Here is a 24,785-nt window from a genome sequence, read left to right on the forward strand (position 1 = left end):
AGGAAATGAAAGCGGATTACTCATTTTAAGAACTTTAAAGGGGGTCGTTGTCTTGAATAAGCAAATCACGTTGCACTCCATCATACAGCAGCTTCAAGAGTCCTTACAATCCAGCATATTAGGCAAACCGTTAGAAATAAATCTGTTATTGACAGCGATGCTCGCTAAAGGACATGTGCTTATTGAAGATGTTCCGGGCACTGGTAAGACACAGCTCATTAAATCCATCGCTCGTACGATAAATGGCCAATTTCGCAGAGTACAGTGTAATCCTGACCTGCTTCCAACCGATATTACCGGCATGTTTATTTTTCATCCAAAAGACCAACAGTTCATCTTCCGTCCTGGCCCAATGATGACCAATGTCCTGCTCGTTGACGAAATTAATCGTGCGACGACCAAGACACAATCTGCGCTGCTTGAAGCGATGGAGGAGCGTCATGTGACGATTGAGGGGGAGACGTTCGAACTGCCTAGCCCGTTTATGCTCTTTGCGACCCAGAATCCCATTGAATTCGAAGGCACCTATGTGCTGCCAGAAGCGCAAATGGACCGATTCATGATGAAGATTAGTCTGGGTTATCCGGATGAGCTGACAGAGCGTGAAATGCTTGCTAGGCATGTAGAGGGACTGCCTTCTGAGCGCGTTGATGTGATTACAGATGTATCGATGATAGAAGAAGTGCAGCGTCTAGTGGAGCAGGTGCATATGGACGATGCGATCGGCTCTTACATTATTGATATCACAAGAAGAACAAGAGAACATGCTCATGTGCTGCTCGGCGCTAGTCCTAGAGCGTCCATCGCATTGATGCAGGCTGCCAAAGCATACGCTTGGCTCAGCGGACGCGAATATGTCTCGCCAGATGATGTGAAGATGCTTGTTCCGCATGTGTTAGGACATCGGCTAGTGTTAACGATCGATGCGAAGATCGACGGCGTTAAGCCTCACAAGGTGCTGCGTGAGATTCTGGATTCGGTGACGGTTCCTGTACGTCTTGGGATGTAGCGATGACAGGGCGCAGCCAGAAATCTCATATTAGAACGTATTTCGTTGTCTATGCAGCCCTGCTTATTTATATTGGACTCGTCTTCTATTTCTTATTTCAGGGGGGCAAGACCTCGTTCATGGTGCTTGCTATGGCAACCATACTTGGCGTGTATTGGTTATTAGGCTTGTTTGGCGGTGTCCGCAAGGCGAAGGGCCAACATCAGCTTGGCGGTGAGCGGCTCAGCCAATTTCAAGCAGAGTCTCATATTCCAGTGAAGCTTGCGATCCAGATTCCAGGGTGGATGCCTGTTCCATATGTAGAAGTTCGCGATGAGCTTTATCGCTTTGATCAGCTTGTTCACAAAGAAGAAACGATTGTCTTTTTGGATCAAAAAAGATTGGCGACCATAGAGTACCATACGCCTAAGCTTGAAAGAGGCTGCTATCAATTCGCAAGAACAACGTGCTGCACACGAGATTTATTTGGCTTGTTTCGCTATCAAGGGCTTTTTCGGAATGAGCAGATGCTCTACGTCCTTCCTAAAATGATCCCTATTGCAAGCTGGAAGCAGTCTTCATCGTTCAAGGGTTCGGTTGATCCTGAGGCATCGTATACGAAGCATCGCCGAGAATCAACGGTCGCAGATGGGATTCGGGACTATGTTCATGGAGATCGTTTATCCCGCATCCATTGGAATGCGACCGCAAGAAGCGGATCGTTGAAGTCGAAGCAATTCGAACCCGAAGGGACGCCTATGCTTGCGATTGTTCTCGATCTGTCACAGGCATCGTACAAGGATGCTGCCTCATTTGAGTTAGCCGTCTCTATCACAGCCTCATTGATGCGATATGCAGCTAGACAGCAGCGCCGGGTTATTGTGGCTGGCGTCGGCAAGGAGCTTAAGCTGTGGGGGACGGACGCAGTTCGCCATGAAACATCAAGTCTTCGTCAGTGGCTCTCCTCTATTCAAATGGAACGAACAGATGAGGGGGCTGAAGATAGCTGGCTTGAAGCCTGGCAGAAGCACCCTGACCTTAAACGAGGAGGAACCCTTGCTTGGGTGTCCGGTCATTTGACCTTGGAGCAGGAGCGAATCCTGAGCCACCTCTCTAAGCTCAATTGGCAGGGCAGCTATTTTGTGGCGGGGGATCATGCAGGAACAGATGATGCAAAGCTTCGCTCGAAGCTATCGCGATATCCGTATGCTTATGTCCCTGTGAAGGAGCTTCATCAGCTCTCTGAACGATTGGAGGGGAATAGCGCATGAGGGATATCCGAGCAGCAACTGTTGAACAACGTCCGAATCCATGGAAAGAGCTATTCCGTCTGCATTGGGAAGATCGTTTGATTTGGCTGTGCTTATTCGTTATTTTATCACAATGGACGAAAGCGCTTATTCCTTATTGGTATGAGGAAACGATCCAGATGACGCTTTCTATGCTGTTTATGATGCTTGGTGTGGGCATGGTTTTCCCAGCGCATGCACGTATACGCATTCCGCTAGGCATAGTCGTTGTCATCTATTCGGTCATTCATCAATTGAAAGCCTATCAGCTGTGGATTCCTGCTGATGCACTGGGGAAGGAAGCGTGGCTTCAGCTGCATCCTTACATCTGGCTCGTTGGTCTCATCTGGATGACGTACGAGATCTTCAAGAGATCCGTTCGTACAGGCTGGCATGTTATCTTTTTGCTTGTCATTCAACTGATTGTCTTTGGAATACTAGACTCTTTTACGGTGGACATGCTGTGGGATCAAGTGGCTTGGACGATCGGGGCTTCCCTGCTATGGCTCATCTGCATTCATTTCAAAGGCATGAAGGCTCGATTCCCTGAATACTGGCACATGAAGCCTCGATATGCGATTCAGATCCTTGTAAGTGCCACCGTTCTGCTGTCCGTTGTCATTACAGTCGGGGTCAGCATGCCTGGCGTGCAGCCCATTCTAATGGACCCTTATACCGCTTTTGTGATGAAAGGAGAAAGACCTCAATCATTTGGACAGCTAACCAATCTTGGCTCTGAAGGGCAATCTGGCACCAATCGTGCTCTTGCCGACTCTGGCTACAGTACGAACGATAAGAAGCTGGGAGACGGATTTCGTCTTAATTATTCGCCTGTTATGACGGTGGATGCGGATCAGATCGGTTATTGGCGTGCTGAGACGAAGGCCATTTATCAAGGGGATGGCTGGATTGACTATGAGGAATACAGCAGCGATCCTTATGAAGCGGTGGAAATGGAGTCGAAGCTTCGTGATGCCTTTACTCGAGGCAGTCAAGTGAAAACAAAGCTTGTGAAGCAGAAGGTGACGATGCAGACTCGTGCCAATTATCCTGCATTATTCGGAATGGGCACCATTCAATCTGTTCAGGAGGCTAGGTCCGAGACAGGAGAGCCGATCTTCTGGCATCGCTATGATGGTGAGCTTCGGCATTTTGGCAAGGTGGAAGATTATCCAACCTCCTATACCCTTACTTCAGAAGTGCCCATCTATACGCCGGACCAGCTTCGGAATGCAACACGTTCGACATCTTATACGCGTCCCTTATGGGAGCCTTATCTTGAGCTTCCCGATCAGTATTCTCCGCGTGTAGCGGAGCTTGCAAGAGAGATTGTCAAGGATGCGGACAACGATTATGACCGCGCGAAGAGGATAGAGGAGTATTTGAGGAAGAGCTTTCGCTATACAACACAGCCGAACATTAACAAGAGGGTTAGTGCTGATTTTGTAGAGTCCTTTTTATTTGAAGTCCAAGAGGGATATTGTGATTACTTCTCCTCTGCAATGGCTGTCATGCTTCGAACCCTTGATGTTCCAACCCGCTGGGTTAAGGGCTTTGCCCCAGGAACAAGAGATATTCCTTCTAATGAATGGATTACAAATCGTGACGTGTTTGATACGATTGACAGCAAGGGTCAGTACCGTGTGACGAATGCGGATGCTCATTCCTGGGTTGAAGTATACTTGGGTGATTACGGCTGGATCGCTTTCGAGCCGACACCTGGGTTCACAATGGCTGAAGCATCTGCGGCGGAGACGGAAGAGGAGCAGGATACGCAACAGCAAGCAACACCTGAGGAGAAAGAGGTTCAGACAACCGATTCCACCTCATCAGAGGAACTGTCGGCTTGGGTAATTGTTACAGCCAAAGCTATCGTATGGATCGCGGTTGGTGCAGGCCTTATCACCCTGCTCATCCGCTGGTATGCGGTTGGCTTCTCACTTCGCTGGATACGATTGTGGAATCGCAAGCTGACGCTTAAAGAGCGAATCGTTGTTGAGACTGAAATGTGGCTAAGCTATTGCCGATTGAAGGGCATGAAGAAGCAGCCTTCGGAGACGGTGCGCGAGGCAGTGAACAGATGGATCGAGGACAAGCCTACTCTTGCGGTTTATGCGAATATCATTGTCGCTTGCTTTGAGCAGGCGAAGTATGGGCGAGGAGATGTATCTTCCGAGAATTGGCAGCAATTTAAAGAAGCGATTCACCAATTTAAGCATACATGATGTGCAATTTATGATAAGATGATCAAGATTGCCGTATTCGAAACGTACTGCATGGTTCGGATACGGTATTTTTTTGCATGTAAATCAAAGAATATGGTATAGTTTTTCGTATAAAAAAGAGGTGACCTCATTGTTTGAAGTGCTTATTCCAAGACTTCGAGTACGTACGGTATACGATATAGACCTTAACCTGCTTCAAGCGAAAGGTTATAAAGGGATTATAACGGACCTTGATAATACATTGGTCGGGGCAAAAGACCCGCTGGCAACACCCAAATTGACAGCTTGGTTAGAGGAAGTAAAGCGAGAGGGCTTTAAGCTGGTTGTTGTCTCTAACAACGAGCAGGCACGTGTAGCGAAGTTCTGTACGCCGCTTGACATTCAGTTCGTTCATAAAGCACGCAAGCCCTCCTCCAAACCTTTTGCCAAAGGAATGGAGCTTATGGGGCTGAAGCCTCAGGAGACAGTGGTCGTTGGGGATCAGATGCTGACAGACGTGCTTGGCGGCAATCGGTTGAATCTATTTACCATCTTGGTCCAACCCATTGCCTTGCAGGACGAAGGCTTTGGCACGCGGGTAAACCGTCGCATCGAGCGTATTGTAACATCACGGCTGCGCAAACAAGGTCTCTGGCACGAGGAGGAGTAACATTTTATGACGGAACAATTAACAAAACATTGTGCAGGCTGCGGAGCGGCACTGCAAACGACGAATGCGGAGCAGGCAGGCTACATACCAGAAAAAGCGCTGGAGCGGGAGCCGGCTATATGCCAGCGCTGCTTCCGAATTAAGAACTATAACGAAGCGCAATCGATCGCCATGGATCACGATGATTTCCTGCGGATGCTGGGCCGCATTGGCGATGAGGATGCGCTTGTCATTCATATTGTGGATTTGTTTGACTTTGAAGGAAGCATGATTTCAAGCCTTCAGCGCTTTGTAGGGAATAATCCCGTGCTTTTGGTCGTAAACAAGGTGGATCTATTGCCTAAAGGCATGAATTGGAACCGAATTCGCAACTGGGTACAGCATCAAGCCAAGGAGATTGGAATCAAGATTGTCGACGTTCTGCTCGTTAGCGCGAAGCGAGACTTTGGCTTTGATCGCTTAGTAGAAGCGGTAGGAGAATGGCGCGGGGACCGAGATGTATATGTGGTTGGAGCAACAAACGTAGGGAAGTCTACCTTAATCAACCGCCTGATTCGCGATTACAGCGATTTGGATCGTGAATTGACAACATCTCGCTATCCTGGCACCACGCTTGATCTTGTGAACATTCCGCTCGACGATGGACGCAATATTATTGATACACCGGGTATCGTCTATACACATCGCCTGACGGAGCTGGTGGATCGCAAGGATCTGGGCGCGCTATTGCCCGACAAGACCCTTAAGCCAGCGGTATTCCAGCTTAATGAAGGGCAAACGCTGTTCTTTGGTGCGATGGCTCGCTTTGATTTCGCTGAAGGGGAGCGACAATCGTTCACGTGCTATCTGTCTAACGCCTTGAAGATTCATCGGACGAAGCTTGAACGTGCGGACGAGCTGTACGAGAACCATGCAGGAGAACTGTTGGCTCCGCCAACGAAGGAACGCCTTGCCGAACTGCCGGCTTGGACGAAGCATCAGCTGCGTGTTCCACGTGGAGGAGAGATGGACGTCTTTATCTCTGGACTTGGATGGATTACGTGCAATGGAACGTCTGGGGCTTTGATCAATGTACACGCGCCGAAGGGTGTTAAGGTGCTCTTGCGCCCTACGATGATCTAGACAATCCGGGATCGGAGGAACGGGAATTCATGGGAAACGTATCGTCTTTAGCTGACAATAAGGGCTCGATTACAAGCTCGACACAGCTCTATGCGGTTATCGGGGACCCTATTCATCATTCGAAGTCTCCGCTCATGCAGAATGCCGCGCTTCAAGCTTGTGGAATAGATGCGGTCTACACAGCTTTTCATGTAAAGCCGGAGCAGCTAGAAGCCTGTGTGGCAGGGATGCGAGCGCTTGGCATTCGTGGCATGAATGTCACCATTCCTCATAAAGAGCATGTTATGAAAATGGTGGATGAGGTCGACAGCAGTGCCGCAGTCATCGGAGCCGTAAATACAATCGTCAATGATCAGGGCAAGCTGATTGGCTATAACACGGACGGGCTAGGGTTTGTTCGTTCTTTAAAAGAAGAGACGGGTGTCGATCTTCAAGTGAGCCGTATTCTGATGATTGGTGCAGGCGGAGCGGCAAGAGGGCTGTGCTACGCCTTGCTTAAGGAAGGATGCAAGCAGCTGACAGTCGCGAATCGTACCGTGGAACGTGCGCTATCCATCGCAGATGAGCTTCGTGATGATGGATCGATTCAGGTTGCTCGCATCGAGAATGGATGGCCAGAAATGAATCCCGAAGACGTGGATATTGTGATTAACACGACTTCAGTTGGTATGCATCCGCATGTGGATGACTCGTCGGTAGCGAAAGACTGGATGAAGTCTCATATGATTGTCAGTGATATTATCTATAATCCACTGAAGACCAAGCTTCTTCAGGATGCCGAAGCAGTGGGAGCTGTTACTCACAGCGGATTAGGGATGTTTGTGTACCAAGGCGCCATAGCCTTTGAGCTCTGGACAGGGATTGAGGCACCGGTTAAAGTAATGCGCGAAGCGGTGCTTCAAGCATTATAAGCGAGTATGCGCCGCATACGACGCTCTATATATTCGAAAAACAATAGGAACAACAGTACGTTGGTACTTCAGGAAGGAAGAACAAGATGCTAACTGGCAAACAAAAGCGTTATTTGCGTTCACTCGCACACCATATCCAACCGATTTTCCAAGTAGGAAAGGGTGGAGTGAATGACCAATTGATCCGCCATATTGAAGAAGCCATTGAGGTGCGGGAATTGATTAAAATCTCCATTTTGAACAACAATATGGATGATCGTCAAGAAGTTGCGGAGGCGCTTGCTTCTGGTTCCGGATCTGAGCTTGTGCAGGTGATTGGCAAGACGATTATCCTTTATAAAGAGTCTAAGGATCATAAGGAGATCGAGCTGCCTTAATATGCGCACCTGGATGACCAGATCAGGAGGCTTATAGCATGGGTCATGCCACGAGACGTGTTGGGATTATGGGTGGAACCTTTGATCCTATACATATCGGACATTTAATTGCAGCAGAAGCTGCAATCGAATGTGTAGGCCTTGATGAAGTGTGGTTCATGCCTGCACATGTCCCGCCTCATAAGAGTCGTCAGCCAGAGGCATCGGCCAAGCAGCGCTTGGAGATGACTGCGCTTGCTGTGAGTGGGGAGCCACGGTTCTCAGCAAGTTCATGGGAGATGGATAGAGGCGGAGTGTCTTATACTCTTCATACGGTAAAGGCATTGCAAGAGGAATATCCGAATACGGAATGGTATTGGATCATCGGCGCCGATATGGTGGCCTTTTTGCCCCAATGGCATGGAATCGAAGAGCTGATCGAACGGATCCATTTTATCGGGGTGCGCCGGCCGGGTACGCCATGGCCACTCGAGGCGCTCCCCGTTGAATGGAGAGGCCGCATTCTGGAAGCAGATATGCCAAAGCTTGATATCTCTTCGACGAATATTCGCAAGCGAGTGAAGGATCGCCGGTCGATCCGTTACTTCGTTTCGGATTCGGTTCTTCATTACATACAAAGGTGGGAGTTGTATGAACAGAAGCCGTGAGGAATTGATGAAGGCTGTTCGTGAACAGATGCCTGAACATCGCTGGGCACATACAGAGGGTGTCATGCATGCCGCAGTGGCGCTCGCTAAGCGTTATGGAGCGGATCCCGTTAAAGCGGATCTTGCAGCCCTCCTCCACGACGTTGCTAAGTATTGGCGAACGGATAAGATGGAGCAGATTATACGCGAGCAGCTGCTGCCGGCAGAGCTCCTTGAGCATGACAAGTCGTTATGGCATGCGCCCGTTGGGGCGTTTGTAGCGGAATATGAATACGGGATCACCGATCCTGAAATCTTGGATGCGATACGTTATCATACCTCTGGCCGTGAGAACATGACCCTATTGGACCGCATCGTATGCCTGGCTGATTATATTGAGCCTGGTCGTGACTTTCCAGGCGTTGATCATATTCGTGAATTGGCTGAGCACCATTTGGATCAAGCGCTGGTGGCTGGATTTGATTCGACGATTTCATTTCTGCTTGAGAAGAAGCGCCGGATCTTCCCGTTGACCGTGATTGCCCGCAATAGCTTGCTGCTCTCCATGGAGAATAATCAAGCATAGCTTGGCTGCTCCGCTTTCTTGGAACAGATGATTATTGGTGACTTATGATCAGGTTCTAAGTTTATTAAGGACAATGGATATACAAAATAGGGATAAGGATAGAATGGAGGCTTATTATGACAGTTACACCCGAACAATTGCTTGAAATGACGGTTACAGCAGCAGAAGATAAAAAAGCGATGGATGTAATCGCGTTAGACTTGAAAGGAATTTCACTTATTGCAGACTACTTTGTGGTCTGCCACGGTAACTCCGATACACAGGTACAGGCGATCGCTACTGAGATCCGCAAAAATGCTCACCAAGCCGGTGTGGATGTTCGCGGAACCGAGGGGCTGGATTCAGCTCGCTGGGTATTGATCGACCTTGGGGATGTTGTCGCGCATGTATTTCACCGTGAAGAGCGTGAATATTACAATATCGAGAAGCTTTGGTCAGATGCAAAGGTTGTTGAAATGGCATGACATTGACACCGGGAACCATACAGCGGCTTAGAATTGACCGCGAGGTTTCACCGTACGGCTACTTTTTGACGAATGGGGAGCAGGATGTGCTTCTGCATTATACAGAGCTGACGCGTGAGATCAAGATTGGCGAGGACATCGACGTATTCTTGTTCTTCGATACCGAAGATCGTCTTGCGTCAACGATGAAAAAGCCTTATATTACCCTGGGCGAAGTTGCCCTGCTCGAGATTGCAGATATCCATCCTCGTTATGGCTGTTTCCTCGAGATGGGGATTGGACGCCAGCTCCTGCTGCCTAAGTCGGAGCTTCCAGAGTTTCAGGATCTGCACCCAAGGTTAGGGGAAAAGGTCTTTGTCGTGCTTAACCACGACAAAGTAGGACGTCTCGTTGCTAGGACGGCGCAAGAGAAGGATTTGGAACGCTACACGTTCCATGCCCCATCCAACTGGCTGAATACGTGGCAGGACGCCATAGTCTACCGGCCGCTTCGTATGGGAACCTTTATGATTGTGGAAGGTGGCGTGCTTGGCTTCGGGGCAATTGGCTTCTTGCACGAATCACATCGGCCTCACCTGCTTCGTCTAGGAGAACAAGTGCGGGTCCGCATTTCTCATGTGCGTGAGGACGGAAGAGTCAATGTGACGCTTGCAGAGAAGAAGGAAGTTGGCATGGATCATGATTCGAGAATGCTCCTTACCTTTATAAAAGAGCGTCCGAATGCGGCGATGCCCTATTCCGATGCTACGCCTGCGGATATCCTGAAGCAGCGTTTCTCAATCAGCAAGTCAGCCTTTAAGCGTGCGATGGGACGCCTGATGAAGGCAGGTCTTATCGAGCAGGATGGGGACTGGACAAAGCTTACGGCGCTAGGTGCAGAATTGGAAATTGACGATGCGCTAGCAAAGCTGAATACGGTGAAGGAACAGGCTCGCAAGCCAGAAGGCAAGCGTCCGGCTCCTAATGGGAAGCCGGCTCAAGGCTCTTCACGCGGAGACCGCCCATTACTTAAAGGAGGTCGAGGCTCTCGTCCACGAGCGGAGCATTCCGGAGCTGCTTCAAGACCGTCGACTTCTTCTCCAAGAAAACCATTTAAGAAGTGAATGAGCAGCGACCATCTGAATCATCATTCGGAGGGTGGTGCTGATCACATGAATAGAGAGGGCAGAGTGATTCTAAAGCAGATAAGACTGGCTCACTTTCGGTCCTTCGTTGACAAGATTGATTTGCTCAATCTAGGATGCGAAACCGAGGTGACGCCATCGGATTCTGTTCGTTCTTTAGAATTGTTCTGCCCTCATCCCGTGGTATGGAAGCGCTAAGGGGTAGGAATGTGACGATAGATGGGAGGGAAAAGGATGGAAGCATATGGCCGATTTGCACTGGTCTATGACAGGTTGATGGAGGACATGCCTTATGCTGAATGGCTGGCATTTACGGAGCAGGCCTGGAAGCATTATGGTCTTAAGCCGAGGTCCGTTGTTGACCTTGGCTGTGGAACAGGGAGTCTAACCATCCCTTTAGCAAAGCAAGGCTATAGCATGATTGGACTGGATCTCTCAGACGCTATGCTTGCTATGGGCCGGGAGAAGGAGAACGAGGCGGGTAGACTCGCCGGCAGCATCCAGTGGGTGCATCAGGATATGCGCGCATGGGAGGTTCCTGAGCCTGTCGATGCGGTAATCTCCTATTGTGATTGCTTGAACTATTTGACGGAAAAAGAAGACGTTCACGCGATGCTTCAGCAAACCGCTAAACAGCTTCGACCTGGCGGTCTCCTGCTTATGGATATGCACCATGTTCGCCAGTTTGAAGCGTATGCAGAAGAACAGCCCTTTACCTTGGATGAAGGGGATGTGGCTTATATTTGGTACAGTGAATATGATGAGGATCGCCAAGAGATCGAGCATCAGTTGACGATCTTTGCCCGAGATGAAGCGACTAATCAATACGAGCGGATTGATGAAAGCCATGTTCAGCGCGCCTATGATCCTGATTGGATCGAACAGGAGCTTCGACTTGCTGGCTTTGCCCAAGTGGATTGGTACGGGGACTTCCAATTGGAGGAGCCTACGCAAGAGACGAGACGTTTATTCGTCGCAGCCAAAAAGGCGGAGAACTAAGCCTTTATGCCATCATCAAGTCGGAATGACGAAGCCTATTCGGCATACATTGACATTAGTCCTTTTTTTTCTTATGATGGATGTAATTCTTTTATGAAGGCCTATAACGAATTGGACTAAGACTGGGACTAGTAGCTGTGTCTAGTGACAATCAGAGAGTCGGCGGTTGGTGCAAGCCGATAGTCAAGGACAAGTGAACTCACCTAGGAGTCGCATCATTGAACAGAATCCTCGGGATTCTACTAGACGATGCCGTGAAGCTCGCGTTAAGAGCTTTAAGGGAGCGCATGGCAGAGCATGCATTGCGCTAACTAGGGTGGTACCGCGGGAACGTAAAGTCTCTCGTCCCTAGCGAATTCGCTAGGGATGGGAGGCTTTTTTTGACCATAAATTCTCATCATGACAGTAAGCACGAGAGCCGTATAGGCACCTTAGCTTCCGATGATGGAGAGCGGTTAACAACAAAAGAGAAGGGGGCTCTGTACGAGATGACTACAGAAGAAAAACAGCCATCCGGCTACCAGCCGCTAAAGATTGAGCCAAAATGGCAGCAGTATTGGGATGAAAATAAAACATTTGCAACGCTTGAGGATAATGACAAGCCGAAGTTCTACGCCTTGGATATGTTCCCATATCCATCTGGAGCGGGACTTCACGTTGGTCACCCAGAAGGCTATACGGCAACGGATATCCTTTCTCGCTATAAGCGCATGAAGGGCTACAATGTCCTTCATCCGATGGGATGGGACGCATTCGGTTTGCCTGCAGAGCAATATGCGCTTGATACGGGTAAGCATCCCCGTGAGTTTACGAAGCGCAATATTGATAATTTCCGTCGCCAAATTAAGTCGCTTGGCTTCTCTTACGATTGGGATCGTGAGATCAGCACGACAGATCCAGACTACTACAAGTGGACGCAGTGGATCTTTATCCAGCTCTACAATAGAGGCCTTGCCTATGTCGATGAGATTCCAGTCAACTGGTGTGAAGAGCTTGGAACTGTACTTGCCAATGAAGAGGTTATCGATGGCAAGTCCGAGCGTGGCGGATTCCCAGTCGTTCGTAAGCCGATGCGCCAATGGGTGCTGAAGATTACGGCATACGCTGAACGTCTGCTAGAAGACCTGGAAGAACTGGATTGGCCAGAAAGCATCAAGGATATGCAGCGCCACTGGATCGGCAAGTCTACAGGTGCTGAAGTTCGCTTCAAGATTGATGGTGTCGATGCTGAAGAGCTCGTCGTATTCACAACGCGTCCAGATACGCTGTTTGGTGCAACGTACTGTGTGCTTGCGCCTGAGCATGATCTGGTTGAAAAGATTACAACGGAGGCTCAGAAGGCTGCGATTAAGGATTATCAAGATCAAGCTGCCAGAAAGTCTGACCTGGAGCGTACAGATCTTGCAAAAGACAAGACAGGTGTGTTCACAGGTGCTTATGCCATTAACCCTGTGAATGGCGAGAAGCTTCCAATCTGGATTGCGGATTATGTGCTTGCAGGTTACGGCACAGGCGCCATTATGGCGGTTCCAGGCCATGACGAGCGCGACTGGGAGTTTGCTAAGCAATTTGGTCTTCCGATCGTTGAAGTTGTGGAAGGCGGCAACGTGGAAGAAGAAGCTTATACAGGCAACGGCAAACATGTGAATTCCGGCTTCTTGGATGGCCTTGATAAGGAAGAAGCGATCAGCCGCATGGTTGAATGGCTTGCTGAAAAGGGCGTAGGCGAAGCGAAGATTACTTATCGTCTTCGCGATTGGCTGTTCAGCCGTCAACGCTACTGGGGAGAGCCAATTCCGATCATCCATTTGGAAGACGGCACCATGAAGACGATTCCTGAATCCGAGCTTCCGCTCGTGCTGCCGGAAGTCGATCATATTCGTCCATCCGGCACAGGTGAATCTCCACTTGCGAACGTTGAGGATTGGGTGAACACGATCGATCCTGAGACGGGCATGAAGGCGCGTCGCGAGACAAACACGATGCCTCAGTGGGCAGGCAGCTGCTGGTACTATCTGCGTTACATCGATCCGAAGAATAATGAGCAGATCTGCTCGCCAGAGCTTCAAGCGAAGTGGCTTCCGGTTGACCTTTACATCGGCGGCGTCGAGCATGCGGTTCTTCACTTGCTCTATGCGCGCTTCTGGCACAAAGTTCTGTACGATATCGGTGTGGTAAATACAAAAGAGCCTTTCCAGAAGCTTGTCAACCAAGGCATGATCTTGGGTACGAACAATGAGAAGATGTCCAAATCCCGTGGCAATGTCATCAACCCGGATGATATCGTTTATGAATACGGTGCAGATACGCTTCGTTTGTATGAAATGTTTATGGGGCCTCTTGAAGCTACAAAGCCTTGGAATACGAACGGCGTAGAAGGCATGCATCGCTTCTTGAGCCGGATCTGGCGCTTGTTTGTTAATGAAGAGAATGAATTGAATCCGAAGATTGTCGACAACGGCGGTACAGATGAATTCATTCGTACATGGCATAAGACCGTGAAGAAGGTTACAGAGGACACAGATGCTCTTCGCTTCAATACGGCAATCAGCCAACTGATGATCTTCATTAACGATGCTAACAAGCAGGATATCCTTCCTCGCGCAGCAATGGAGAGCTTCGTGCAAATGCTTGCTCCATATGCACCGCATATTGCAGAGGAACTGTGGGAGAAGCTTGGCCATAACGGCTCGATCACATATGTATCCTGGCCGACTTATGATGAGCGCCTCACGGTTGATGCAGAAGTGCAGATCGTTGTTCAAGTGAACGGCAAGATCGTTGACCGTGTTATGGTTGCACCGGATGCAGAAGAAGCTGCAATGCAAGAAACAGCAATGAACTCTGCTAACGTTCAAGCCGCAATCGCGGGCAAGACCGTTCGCAAAGTCATCACTGTCAAAGGTCGTCTTGTTAATATTGTGGTCGGTTAACTTCCTGACCGTAAAAAATCGTATTTACCTTTTCCAAATCTTCTTCATATTTGGCATGGGTAACTTGAATAAGCTGGTGGAATACTCCCTCCAGCTTGTTCTGCAGCAAGCGAAGCGCCTCGGCGGTAATGCCGCCGGGGACGGCTACGCGCTGTTGCAGCTGCTCAGGCGTAAAGCCTCCTTCGGTAAGGAGCTTTCCCGTTCCAAGAAGCATCTCACAGGCTAGGCGCGTTGCTTCTGTTCGATCCAAGCCTGTTACTTCGACTGCGGAATCCACCCAATTTTGCAGGAAAAACGCGAGGAACGCAGGACCACAGCTGCATAAATCACTCGTAATGCGCGTGTATTCCTCCGATATTTGAATCGGTCTACTGATCGACATCATCAGCTGCTCGAGCAGCAATCGATCCTCTGTTAGTATACGGGAGCCGTACATTCCAATGGACGCCCCACTCCACACATAGTTCGTAATGCTAGGAATAATCTTAGCAATCTTACATTCCAGCTGACTTTCCAAATGCTCAATGAGTACTGGACTTGTGATCGACACGAGAATAAGATCCTTGCGTTCACATGCTGCAATCTCATCGACAACCTTCTTGTATTCCAACGGCTTAATGCACAAAAATACAATATGGCAATTCTCAATCACTTCAGCGATCGAAGAGGCTATTTGCATGCCCTCATATCGAACGGCTAGAAGCTGCGCCTTTTGCGGAGTGCGATTTATAGCCATGATCTGCTTAGCCTCAAGCGCACCTGATTGGATCAGGGCTTCGATAAGTATCGTTCCCATGCTACCTGTTCCAATGAATCCGACCTTCACGGGGGTATCCCTCCTTAACAGAATTGTCCGCCCATGGATACAAGTGCTTGAGCTGCAGCAGCCCTATAATGGCAAGGTGGCGAACGCTAATATTCCATGATAGCACCACTATATGTCGACATGGTTGGCCAATATTCCAGCTAACCTTTGTGCATGCGAGATTATTAGGTCGGCAGTCTTCTCCAAGATTTGAATGGTTGGGAGTGTGCACGCAACAAGATGGCTGTATCTCTTTCTTCGTGATTAAACACAAGAGGTTAACTTGACATAGGAAAGCTCAGCTGAGAGGTACAATGAGGAGAGATACGGATGAAACGAGGAATACATAAACAGAATCCATCTGCGATGAAATGGCTGGTTATCTTATGCAGTGGTGCGGGGCTGCTATGCTTTGCTTTCATGTGGCTGCTTCCCCAGTTCAACGAGAAGGAGGCTGGCTGGCAGCCTCTGAATGATCTGGTAGAAGAACGGCTATGGGAGGAGTCCAGCAAACAGGGGGTAACATCGGAACCTGTAAAGGACCAGAAAGATGTGGGATCAGAGATGGGGAAGACACCTCAAAACGATGAAGGTACAGCCCAGGAAACAGAGAAGGCTGGCACCCCGAATCTGGCACAGGGAGCATCTTCGTCAGAGGGTCAAGTTGAAGGGCAGTACAAGTCTTCCATTCAAGGAGGCGCATCTTCATTAAAGAATGACGCATCCTCTGTAGGAACTGTCCAGCAGAAGAGCCAGGATCCACCGGCATCAGAACCCTTGTCATCATCTTCTGTTCAAAAAGCCCCTGAGGGAAGTGTTGCGATAAACACAGCGGGAGAGGATGAATTGACCACCTTGCCAGGTATTGGTCCGGCAAAGGCCAAGGCCATCATTTCTTATCGCAAGCAGCATGGCCCGTTTCGTTTTCCAGAGGATGTATTAGAGGTGAAGGGAATCGGCCCCAAGATGCTAGCTAAGATCAAGGATAGACTGTACTTTGGTGAATAACAGACGCACACTTGAACGTACAAGTTCAGGTGGTCAGATACATTGTCTGAACGAAAGGGAGAACGTTCTGTATCCTTAGCTGTTGCAGAAATCGATATAAGATGATTACAATAGAAGCATAATGACGGATCGTACTGATATCCATTATCCATGCAGTACCAACTGATTTTATCAATGACAGGAGTATCGGACATATGACAGCTACGATAAGAAAAGACTGGGATACTTATTTTATGGATATTGCATACATGGTCTCCACGCGATCACAATGTCCAAGACGCCATGTTGGAGCTGTGCTTGTGCAAGGAAAGAAGCTGCTGGGAACAGCCTACAACGGTGCCCCGATGGGAGTGCCGGATTGCTCGGAAGCAGGTTGTATGATTGCAGAGCAGTTCGAGCTCGTGACGCATCCGGATGGGACGGAAGAGATGGTGAAGAAGGAGCGCTGCATACGCACGATTCACGCAGAGCAGAATCTGCTGCTCTTTACAGATCGAATGGATCGTGAAGGCGCAACGGTATACGTAACTGATCAGCCTTGCTGGACATGTGCAAACATGCTGGCTAACAGCGGGGTAAAGGAAATTGTATTCCACCGCCCATATCCGAAGGATACGGATAAGGTAACGGCGATGATGAATCAGCTGGGAATTACGTTCCGATCCTTGGATCACTACCACCCGCCGGCAGAGACGATTATGGAGCCTGTACATTAAGAGTGATTTTCATAGAACGAGATGAGGAAGAACCTTCATCTGGCTGTAAGATTTACAGCTGGAGGAGGTTCTTTTTCGTTTGACTGGATGATAAGGTGAAGGAGTGTGATAAGATGCTAATGCGGCGTCCGCTTGTTGTGTGTGCGGGTTTATGGATTGTCGGCATTCATTTTGCGATTCAATATTCAGCGTTCCAGGCTTGGGTCATGATGGCTTGCTTATTAGGGATGTCCGTTTTATTAACCTATAGAAAAAAGGTAACTTTGCTGCTTGCTCTATTATATGGCGGAACCTTGATCTTCTCTTACTTGTACTTCAATTGGTATGATGCGAAGCAAGTATCGGTGCTTCCCTATCCAATTGAAGCAGGGGAGGCTTATGCCCATGTAAATGCTGAGGCAGGCAAGCGAATGGAAGAAGAACGCCCTGATAGCACCATGATCGATGCCCAAGCGCTACAGGGGCATGCGGAGGGAGTTATCGACTCCCCGGTCGAGAGAGATGGGGATCGCGTACAATTTGAGCTCCGTACGAAGAGATGGAAAGATAGCAAAGGCACGACAACGAATCTTGACGGAGAGCGGCTGCTCGTTCAGATTAAGCTAAAGCAGGAAAAGGAGCTTGAGACGATCCGCGGTTGGTCAAGGGGAATGGTTGTACAGGTTCAAGGCGAGCTGGAGCGTCCTGGATCAAGCACGAACTTCGGCGCGTTTGATTACAGTAAGTATTTGCAGTATGAGCATATGTATTGGCTGCTCAAGGGAGAAGGTGCTTTATCCTTAACGGTAATTGGTGAATCGCCGAGATGGATGCCTGCAGGCGTGCTTGGTCTTATCGAGGCTTGGAGACAGCATGCGGCTTCGCTGTATGATCAATTATTACCTAAGGAGCAGAGCACCTATTTGCAGGGGCTGGTGCTTGGCATGAGAAGTGATCTGGATGTACAGATCGAAGATGATTTTGCACAGCTTGGGCTAACACATGTACTTGCTATTTCTGGTCTTCATGTGGCGGTGTTTGTCAGTGCATGCTTGTTGGTCCTGAAAGCATTTCGCCTCACAAGGGAAATGTCCTTAACGATTGTGATAGGACTTGTTCCCTTATATGTGCTCTTTACAGGCGGGTCGCCATCTGTCGTTCGAGCCGGAATGATGTCCATCCTTGCCTTAATTGGATTAAGACAAGGTTGGGTTAAGGATGGCTTGCATCTGCTGTGCGGCGCGCTGCTTGCCATGCTGCTGATCGAGCCTTATTTTGCGCTCAATGTCAGCTTTCAGCTATCCTTTATCGTGACAGCAGGACTTATTATCGGCGTCCCCCTTATTCAAGCACTGTGGCCTGCATCGTGGCCGATGTGGCTGCGATCTTCGTTATCTGTTTCGATCACGGCGCAGCTTATTTCGTTTCCGCTCACGATCTTTTACTTCAATCAAGTATCCATGCTATCGCTGTTCGCGAATCTGATCTTTGTGCCTTTCATTAGTGGGGTTGTTCTTCCATTAGGCACGATTACCTTACTTGTCGCCGTGGTGTGGTTCAATGGAGCAGTTCCAGTTGCGTGGCTTACCAAGCAGTGCAATGATCTCACCTTTATGCTGATCCATAGCCTATCTCGCTTTGAGCAAACTACAATGATATGGGCATCTCCAGATTTGTGGTGGATTGCAGGCTACTATGCTGCATTATTGTCCATGCTATTTTCGATTTCTATCATCAAAAAGAAGTCTATGCTCACGGGCTTGAGTCCTGATGATACGGTGCCGCTTGATGCATTCCAGCTTGTTCGCACACATCATAGCCGCAAGCCAAAATTAATAGCTGCCGCATCTTCTATGGTCTTTGTACTGCTGCTATTCATAGGCTATACGAAGGGACCTCCCTCCCACACGACGCTGTCGGTTCTGGATATCGGACAAGGGGACAGTTTGCTTCTTCAGACAAAGAGCGGGCAGAGCATTCTCATTGACGGAGGAGGAACCATAAATTATTCCCGTAAGGGGGAGGAGTGGAAGCAGAGAAGAAAGCCTTATGAGGTAGGGGCGAGCAGAATTGTTCCTTTATTGAAAAAGCGCGGGATCAGACAGCTGGATGCTGTTGTTCTGACCCATGGCGATTCCGACCATGCAGGCGGCCTTAAAGCCATTATTGAACAGATCGGCGCAGATCGCCTTGTGGTGAATGGAACATGGAAATCCTCCTCTACGCTGGCTGATCTATATCAAGCAGCATTGGATCGCAGCATTCCGATCGTTTCTTGGAAGGCTGGAGACCAGTGGCAGGTGGATGATTCGGCGCAATTCACAGTGTTGTATCCGAAAGAGCATAAACAAGTGCTTGTCGAGGAAGAGGATCAGAACGACGCCTCGCTTGTGATCATGCTAACGCTAACAGAAGGAGAAGGCAGAGGGACGATACTGCTGACAGGCGATATTGGCACTGCGCAGGAGCAGGAGATCCTTATGATGAAGCACGAGCGCGAAGCGGATGATCGCCTTGATGTGCTTAAAGTGGCTCATCATGGAAGCAAGACGTCAACATCAACCTCTTGGATTGACTATTGGAAGCCTAGAGCAAGTGTGATATCGGTGGGAAGAAATAACCGTTATGGACATCCGAATGAGGGAACGCTCCAAACTCTGAAGCGTGCAAACAGCGAGGTGTGGAGGACAGATCTGCACGGTGAAATCCAGCTCTCGATTCATCCTGAAGGTTTGAAGCTAAGAGCAAAACATGATAGGATGTCTCAGTAGATTTATATACGCGCAAGGTCATGATTATACGGTCTTTGCAATTACTCTTGACCAACATTTTCATGAAAATGGAGTACATAGAAAGCAACAGACTTTTAGGCTGATTCCTGTTATGCTAATACCAAATCATCACGAATAATAGATTCATCCAATACGAATCAAACGAATGCTCATGTTTATGCATAAGCATGTCACGATATCGACACCTAAAATAAAAAAATGAAGCGAACCTGCAACCATTTTCGCCTTGTCTGCGTCAATGGATATGCAAGAGAGGGGGATCTAAGTGGTAGAGCAAGAACTCATCCGAGCTGCTCAATCCGGCGATCGCGATGCTCTGATTACTCTTTTGCGAGAAATAGAACCGTACGTGTACCGTACGGCCTATTATCTGGTACACAATGAGCAAGATGCAATGGACGCGTCCCAAGAGGCCTTAATCCGTATTTATACCAAGATTAATTCGTACGAAGAGAAAGCTCAGTTCAAAACATGGGTTCAGCGAATTGTGACGAATATCGTGATTGACAAGTTCCGTCGGGCGAAGCCAACGGTGTCCATCGATGAGCACAATCTCGTGTTTCTAGGGAAAGAAGATGTAGAAAAAGAAGTGCTGTCATCTTATGCAGCTCAGGATATACGCGAGGCGATCAATCGCCTTCCTGAACATCATCGTACGGTAGTCGTTCTGCGGTATTTACAAGACTTTTCATACAACGAGATTGCGGAGAGTCTGAACTTGCCGCTGAATACGGTAAAGTCCTACTTGTTCCGTGCAAGACAACAACTGCAGACGATGCTGCAAGATTATGAGAAAGGTGGTGTGCGAGGATGAACTGCCAAGAGGTGGTGACACTTATGCAGCGTGAGTTGGATCAGGATTTGAATGATGCAGAAGAGAAGCTTCTGGCAGAGCATTTGAATCGCTGTTCCGCCTGTTCCGACATGTATGAACGATTAAAGATGTTGAATGAAGATTTGGAGATGCTGCCTAAAGTAACGCCTCCATTTAGTATCGTAGATTCCATTCTGCCTAAGCTTGATGAAATGGATCGTGAACAAGCGGCAGCTATAGCATCATCGTTCACGACAGGTGTAAAGGAACAGCAAATGGATCAACCAATTGCTGAGAAACAAACGAATACAGAGCAAGCGAAGAAGCTTGCAGCGTCCAAGAAGGTCAACCGATTCAATTGGAAGGCAGCTAGCGCTGTAGTGGCAGCCGCAGCTGTATTTGGACTTATCTTGGTAAACGCAGAATTGCCGAAGACGCAAGAAGCGGCTGATTTTGCAGGACTTAGTATAAAGACTCAAACCTCGCAAAACAAAGAGAGCGATTCTTCCTCAGCTTCAGTTGAGAGCAGAAGTATACAGCAGCATGATGAAAGCATCGCGGATACAACTGAACCAAAAGGTGATGGCTCTGCTAGCGATACGAGCACACCTGCTGTGCCGGATAATGAAGGCTCAACAGAAACGATGGACATGAATGAGGGAGCGGCTAATCAAGTGAAAAAGCAGGATGATCAGCCTGTCAGCAGCCAGCAGGAGCGTTCTGTGAACCCTTCAACAGATCACGAATCGGGAAACAAAGGCTTGAAGCCAACGGATTCCCATCGGCCGACACCTGCTGCTGGAGGTGGGGAAACAGCGAAGCCGAACAGCTCTAATGGAAGCTCGGAGAACGGGAATCCAGAGCAGGGAATCGCTGAACAGCCTCCTATTGAGAAAGGTTCCTTGAATGACCAGGTTCCAACGACAACAGAGAACTTGCCTAAGGATGATCCGAAGAGTGCCTTCAATCTGCTAAGCGAGATGTACTCGGTGTCGCCAAATCAAGCCTTTGAGGTTGTTTGGAACAACGGCGAGCTTAAATTGCTTCAAAAGTCTGGCGATGCTTCTAGCTTGATCTCGACCATAGCTTGGCAAACGAAGCCTGAGCATATGACTTGGTCCGAGGACAGCAAGCAAGTACAGCTTCACTTTACGAATGCTGAAAAACAAGTGTTTACTTTGTCGTACGATGTAAGCACAGAAGGGTTTAAGAAGGCAGAAACCTCCAAGGCTCCGGATAGCGTTATTGGCAATACCGAAACGCCCTCTTTAACGGATAAGGAAGCGACTAAAGAAGATGCATCGAAGCCTGAATCGAAAGATAATTCGAAGTAGCTCTTTATGCGGCTTCAATTGATCCGCATTCACGATTAAAACATATTGATGTCATGGCTTCTTATGCACACTTTTGCGTGCTGCTACGTATAGTATGGTATACATGAAGCCAAGACGTTCCCGTACGTCGTGTAACCATTAGTAGGCAGGACCTAGGCCTGTGCTGCTAATGTTTATCATAGATGTTATGGGACAAAGGGATTGTTCGACGGAAGTCGTTCAATCCCTTTGTTTTTATGCTGAAGTTTGTTATCATGAAGGGCGTACGATTTAAGGAGGTACACCTGTGGACGCAAAAGAAGCGCTGAAAGAGATCAAGCGAGGAGAGCCTCGCTCCTTATATGTATTATATGGAACAGAGAAATACCGCCTGCAGGAGTTCGTTTCGGAGTTAATTGCAAGAACCGTCCCAGAGGAGAATCGGGATCTTGCGATTACGAAGATGGATACCGCTGAAACGCCGATCGAGCTGGTGGTGGAAGAAGCAGAAACAATGCCTTTTCTCGTGGAACGCAAACTTATTCTCGTTAAGGATCAGACGATCTTCGCCTCCGGCAAGGATAAGATGGAGCACCGGGTGGATCGGCTGCTCAAGTATATCGAGTCTCCGCTGGAGACAAGCATTCTTGTATTCCTTATCCAGGCGGACAAGCTTGATGAGCGCAAGAAGACGGTAAAGGCGGCCAAGTCTGAGGGCTGCGTGCTTTCCTTTATGCCATTCAGTGCGGATGAACTGATGCAATGGGTGAAAAAGCAGGCGGAGAGCCGTTCAACGCCCATGGATCAAGCTGCGATTGAAACGCTGCTTAACAATGCAGGCACTCATCTTCAAACCCTGGTTGTCGAAATGGAGAAGCTGAGCTTATATGCGGGTAAAGGCCAGACGATCACACACGATATGGTGGAGCAGCTCATCTCTCGAACGACCGAGCAAAATGTGTTCCGCTTAGTAGAGGATGTCATTAATGGAAAAGTGGATTCTGCGTTGTCTATGCTGTATGAGCTGCTGAAGCAAAAGGAGGAGCCTATTAAGATCCTTGCTCTCATTATCCGTCAAGTCCGAATTATGCTTCAGGTGAAGGAGCTCACCGGCCGAAGCTTCAGTCAGCAGCAGGCAGCCTCACAATTAGGGCTGCACCCGTATGCGGTGAAGGTTGCAGCCGAGCAGGCGAGAAAGCATGACAGCAAATCGCTTGCAAAGTGGCTGTCAGAGGCTGCAGACGTAGATTATGCAATGAAGACGGGACGCGTGGAGAAGACGTTAGGTCTTGAAATGCTGATTATGAAAATGGCTGCTCAATGACCCTGTTTGGGTTAGAGCAGCCAACACATAAAAGAAGCCGTAAGCAGGTCGCATAGGCGATTACTTACGGCTTCTTCGCTTAGTTTCTAAGTATGGAAGGCTCTCTTACGCTTGAGCAAGCAGAGCGTTCAATTTTTGTGCCAAGCGAGATTTCTTGCGGGCAGCTGCATTCTTGTGGATCAAGCCTTTAGTCACAGCTTTATCCAATTTCTTAGAAGCCAAAGCTACGGCTGTCTTTGCAGCTTCCGTTTCGTTATTAGCCAAAGCAGCATCTGCAGCTTTAACTGCTGTACGAAGTGCGGATTTTTGGGAAGCGTTAAGCATGCGACGCTTGTCGGATGTCTTTACGCGTTTAACAGCGGATTTAATGTTTGGCATTGCTTTCACCTCCGTTGCATCGTAGTGCGACAACAGAATCCATTCCTATATAATCAAATGAAAAGGATTCACAACTTAAAGTATTCTATCATGATGTATAGTAAATTGCAATACATGTCCCGCTTCAGGTCTAGATTTGGAAGGGGATACACACATACCAAACATCATCTGTTTTTCCTTTTCGGAAAGAGGCGAAGGGAGGCCCCCAGCAAGAGAGGATGGGCAGGCAGCTGTCAGCTTTGACACAGGTAAACATTTTTCTCGTTCAATCATTTGGAATAACTTTCGTTGTCCTTACGCAAAATACGAGAAAAAGAAGATAGACAGCGGGAGGAACAATCATGACAGTTGATCTTAAAGCTTATTCCGTGCGAACAGACCTGGCGCTTGAAGCAAGAGAGCTGGTTCAACCGGATGCCCATATTCCTATACCAGGCGTTCAAGAGGAAGTAGAGGAGCAAGCGGGGATAAAGGTTACCAGCATACATGTTCAAAATGAGGAAGGCGCCCGTGCGATTGGTCGGCTTCCAGGACGCTACCTGACGATCGAGGTTCCTGCCCTGCGCCGTAAGGATTCCAAGCTTCAGGACCGAGTCGCCACGAAATTCGCCCAGCTCTTTGCAGAATATTTGAAGGAAGTAGGCGTTCAAGAAAACCATAAGGTATTGATCGTTGGTCTCGGAAACTGGAATGTAACGCCCGATGCATTAGGTCCGATGGTTGTAGAAAATGTTCTTGTGACAAGACATTACTTTGAATTGATGCCTGATCAAGTAAGTCCGGGCTATCGCCAAGTCAGCGCCGTCGCGCCAGGAGTGCTCGGAATTACGGGCATCGAATCCAGCGAGATCGTTCAAGGAATCGTGGAGAAGACGAAGCCAGATGTCATCATTGCCATTGATGCCTTAGCTTCAAAGTCGCTTGAGCGTGTGAATACGACGATTCAGGTAGCGGACATCGGCATTCATCCGGGCTCAGGCATTGGCAACAAGCGCAAGGGATTGACTAAAGAAATTTTAGGCATCCCTTGCATTGCGATTGGTGTGCCAACCGTTTGCTACGCCTCAACCATTGTGAACAATGCGATCGAAATGATGAAGTCTCATTTTGCCCAGGAAACCAGCCAAACGAGAGACATTCTGGGCATGTTGGACGATATTACGGAAGATGAGCGCTTAGCGCTGGTTAAAGAGGTGCTTCAGCCACTCGGACACGATCTTATTGTGACACCGAAGGAAGTGGATGAGTTCATGGAGGATATGGGCAACATCATCGCGAGCGGATTGAACGCAGCACTTCATGAAGCAGTCGACAAAAATAATGTGGCGGCTTATACCCATTAAGGCAAACATCATCAATTGGA

Annotated in this window: 22 protein-coding genes, 1 pseudogene and 1 other annotated feature; of the genes and pseudogenes, 21 read left to right on the plus strand and 2 right to left on the minus strand. The window is 48.6% G+C overall.

Features of this window, described 5'->3' with window-relative positions:
* Positions 1-52 precede the first annotated feature (52 nt).
* The 14 genes and pseudogenes from I2H74_RS06490 (at position 53) to leuS (ending at position 14,293) form a co-directional block, all read left to right on the plus strand.
* A complete protein-coding gene (locus tag I2H74_RS06490; RefSeq protein WP_195572614.1) occupies positions 53-1,009 on the plus strand; it encodes an AAA family ATPase in 957 nt (318 codons plus the stop codon).
* 2 nt (positions 1,010-1,011) lie between these two features.
* Positions 1,012-2,259: a DUF58 domain-containing protein gene (locus I2H74_RS06495; protein WP_195572616.1), complete on the plus strand. Its 1,248-nt coding sequence runs from the start codon at positions 1,012-1,014 to the stop codon at positions 2,257-2,259.
* Positions 2,256-4,502, plus strand: coding sequence for a DUF4129 domain-containing transglutaminase family protein (locus I2H74_RS06500; protein WP_195572618.1), 2,247 nt, complete (start codon positions 2,256-2,258; stop codon positions 4,500-4,502). Before I2H74_RS06495 ends, I2H74_RS06500 begins: the two co-directional genes overlap by 4 nt.
* A 130-nt stretch (positions 4,503-4,632) precedes the next feature.
* Complete coding sequence (locus I2H74_RS06505; RefSeq protein WP_195572620.1) at positions 4,633-5,151, plus strand: YqeG family HAD IIIA-type phosphatase; 519 nt, start codon at positions 4,633-4,635, stop codon at positions 5,149-5,151.
* 6 nt (positions 5,152-5,157) lie between these two features.
* Positions 5,158-6,273, plus strand: a complete 1,116-nt coding sequence (gene yqeH, locus I2H74_RS06510; protein ID WP_195572622.1) for a ribosome biogenesis GTPase YqeH — start codon at positions 5,158-5,160, stop codon at positions 6,271-6,273.
* Positions 6,274-6,302: 29 nt separating this feature from the next.
* Positions 6,303-7,184, plus strand: coding sequence for a shikimate dehydrogenase (gene aroE, locus I2H74_RS06515; RefSeq protein ID WP_195572624.1), 882 nt, complete (start codon positions 6,303-6,305; stop codon positions 7,182-7,184).
* 86 nt (positions 7,185-7,270) lie between these two features.
* Positions 7,271-7,561 carry a ribosome assembly RNA-binding protein YhbY gene (gene yhbY, locus I2H74_RS06520; RefSeq protein WP_195572626.1) on the plus strand — a complete coding sequence of 97 codons (291 nt, stop codon included), beginning with the start codon at positions 7,271-7,273 and terminating at the stop codon, positions 7,559-7,561.
* A gap of 38 nt (positions 7,562-7,599) precedes the next feature.
* Positions 7,600-8,208 carry a nicotinate-nucleotide adenylyltransferase gene (gene nadD / locus I2H74_RS06525; RefSeq protein WP_195572628.1) on the plus strand — a complete coding sequence of 203 codons (609 nt, stop codon included), beginning with the start codon at positions 7,600-7,602 and terminating at the stop codon, positions 8,206-8,208.
* Complete coding sequence (yqeK, locus tag I2H74_RS06530) at positions 8,192-8,773, plus strand: bis(5'-nucleosyl)-tetraphosphatase (symmetrical) YqeK (protein ID WP_195572630.1); 582 nt, start codon at positions 8,192-8,194, stop codon at positions 8,771-8,773. The genes nadD and yqeK overlap by 17 nt, the downstream gene beginning before the upstream one ends.
* Positions 8,774-8,889: 116 nt before the next feature.
* Complete coding sequence (gene rsfS / locus I2H74_RS06535) at positions 8,890-9,237, plus strand: ribosome silencing factor (RefSeq protein ID WP_195572632.1); 348 nt, start codon at positions 8,890-8,892, stop codon at positions 9,235-9,237.
* Positions 9,234-10,100: pseudogene (locus I2H74_RS06540) on the plus strand (S1 RNA-binding domain-containing protein); the annotation flags it as partial. The gene rsfS and the pseudogene I2H74_RS06540, both read left to right, overlap by 4 nt.
* A gap of 288 nt (positions 10,101-10,388) precedes the next feature.
* The gene (locus I2H74_RS06545) at positions 10,389-10,559 is read left to right on the plus strand and encodes a hypothetical protein (RefSeq protein ID WP_195572636.1); all 171 of its coding nucleotides are present in this window, start codon (positions 10,389-10,391) and stop codon (positions 10,557-10,559) included.
* Positions 10,560-10,595: 36 nt separating this feature from the next.
* Complete coding sequence (locus I2H74_RS06550) at positions 10,596-11,360, plus strand: class I SAM-dependent DNA methyltransferase (protein WP_195572638.1); 765 nt, start codon at positions 10,596-10,598, stop codon at positions 11,358-11,360.
* Between the two features lie 109 nt (positions 11,361-11,469).
* Positions 11,470-11,713: a binding site (T-box leader), on the plus strand.
* A gap of 135 nt (positions 11,714-11,848) precedes the next feature.
* Positions 11,849-14,293 (plus strand): leucine--tRNA ligase, encoded by a 2,445-nt coding sequence (leuS, locus tag I2H74_RS06555; RefSeq protein ID WP_195573397.1) that lies wholly within the window; start codon positions 11,849-11,851, stop codon positions 14,291-14,293.
* Here the strand turns inward: leuS and comER are convergent.
* On the minus strand, positions 14,274-15,119 hold the full coding sequence (gene comER / locus I2H74_RS06560) for a late competence protein ComER (protein ID WP_195572641.1): 846 nt from the start codon (positions 15,117-15,119) through the stop codon (positions 14,274-14,276). The genes leuS and comER overlap by 20 nt on opposite strands.
* Before the next feature lie 309 nt (positions 15,120-15,428).
* Between comER and I2H74_RS06565 the strand changes: the two genes are divergently transcribed.
* The 6 genes from I2H74_RS06565 to holA all read left to right on the plus strand — a co-directional run bounded on the left by I2H74_RS06565 (position 15,429) and on the right by holA (position 23,044).
* Entirely contained in the window at positions 15,429-16,106 is a 678-nt protein-coding gene (locus tag I2H74_RS06565; protein WP_229106432.1) for a ComEA family DNA-binding protein, read from the plus strand.
* Between the two features lie 194 nt (positions 16,107-16,300).
* Positions 16,301-16,822 carry a deoxycytidylate deaminase gene (locus I2H74_RS06570; protein ID WP_195572643.1) on the plus strand — a complete coding sequence of 174 codons (522 nt, stop codon included), beginning with the start codon at positions 16,301-16,303 and terminating at the stop codon, positions 16,820-16,822.
* A 113-nt stretch (positions 16,823-16,935) separates the two neighbouring features.
* The gene (locus I2H74_RS06575; protein ID WP_195572645.1) at positions 16,936-19,572 is read left to right on the plus strand and encodes a ComEC/Rec2 family competence protein; all 2,637 of its coding nucleotides are present in this window, start codon (positions 16,936-16,938) and stop codon (positions 19,570-19,572) included.
* 286 nt (positions 19,573-19,858) lie between these two features.
* Positions 19,859-20,407, plus strand: coding sequence for an RNA polymerase sigma factor (locus I2H74_RS06580; RefSeq protein ID WP_195572647.1), 549 nt, complete (start codon positions 19,859-19,861; stop codon positions 20,405-20,407).
* Entirely contained in the window at positions 20,404-21,741 is a 1,338-nt protein-coding gene (locus I2H74_RS06585) for an anti-sigma factor family protein (protein ID WP_195572649.1), read from the plus strand. Before I2H74_RS06580 ends, I2H74_RS06585 begins: the two co-directional genes overlap by 4 nt.
* Positions 21,742-22,027: 286 nt before the next feature.
* Positions 22,028-23,044 (plus strand): DNA polymerase III subunit delta, encoded by a 1,017-nt coding sequence (gene holA / locus I2H74_RS06590; protein WP_195572651.1) that lies wholly within the window; start codon positions 22,028-22,030, stop codon positions 23,042-23,044.
* Between the two features lie 105 nt (positions 23,045-23,149).
* Here the strand turns inward: holA and rpsT are convergent, their stop codons facing one another.
* Positions 23,150-23,422: a 30S ribosomal protein S20 gene (rpsT, locus tag I2H74_RS06595; protein WP_195572652.1), complete on the minus strand. Its 273-nt coding sequence runs from the start codon at positions 23,420-23,422 to the stop codon at positions 23,150-23,152.
* A gap of 341 nt (positions 23,423-23,763) precedes the next feature.
* Between rpsT and gpr the strand changes: the two genes are divergently transcribed.
* Complete coding sequence (gpr, locus tag I2H74_RS06600; RefSeq protein WP_195572653.1) at positions 23,764-24,765, plus strand: GPR endopeptidase; 1,002 nt, start codon at positions 23,764-23,766, stop codon at positions 24,763-24,765.
* Positions 24,766-24,785 lie beyond the last annotated feature (20 nt).

The organism is Paenibacillus sp. 1001270B_150601_E10 (assembly GCF_015558675.1).
Classification (GTDB): domain Bacteria; phylum Bacillota; class Bacilli; order Paenibacillales; family Paenibacillaceae; genus Paenibacillus_B.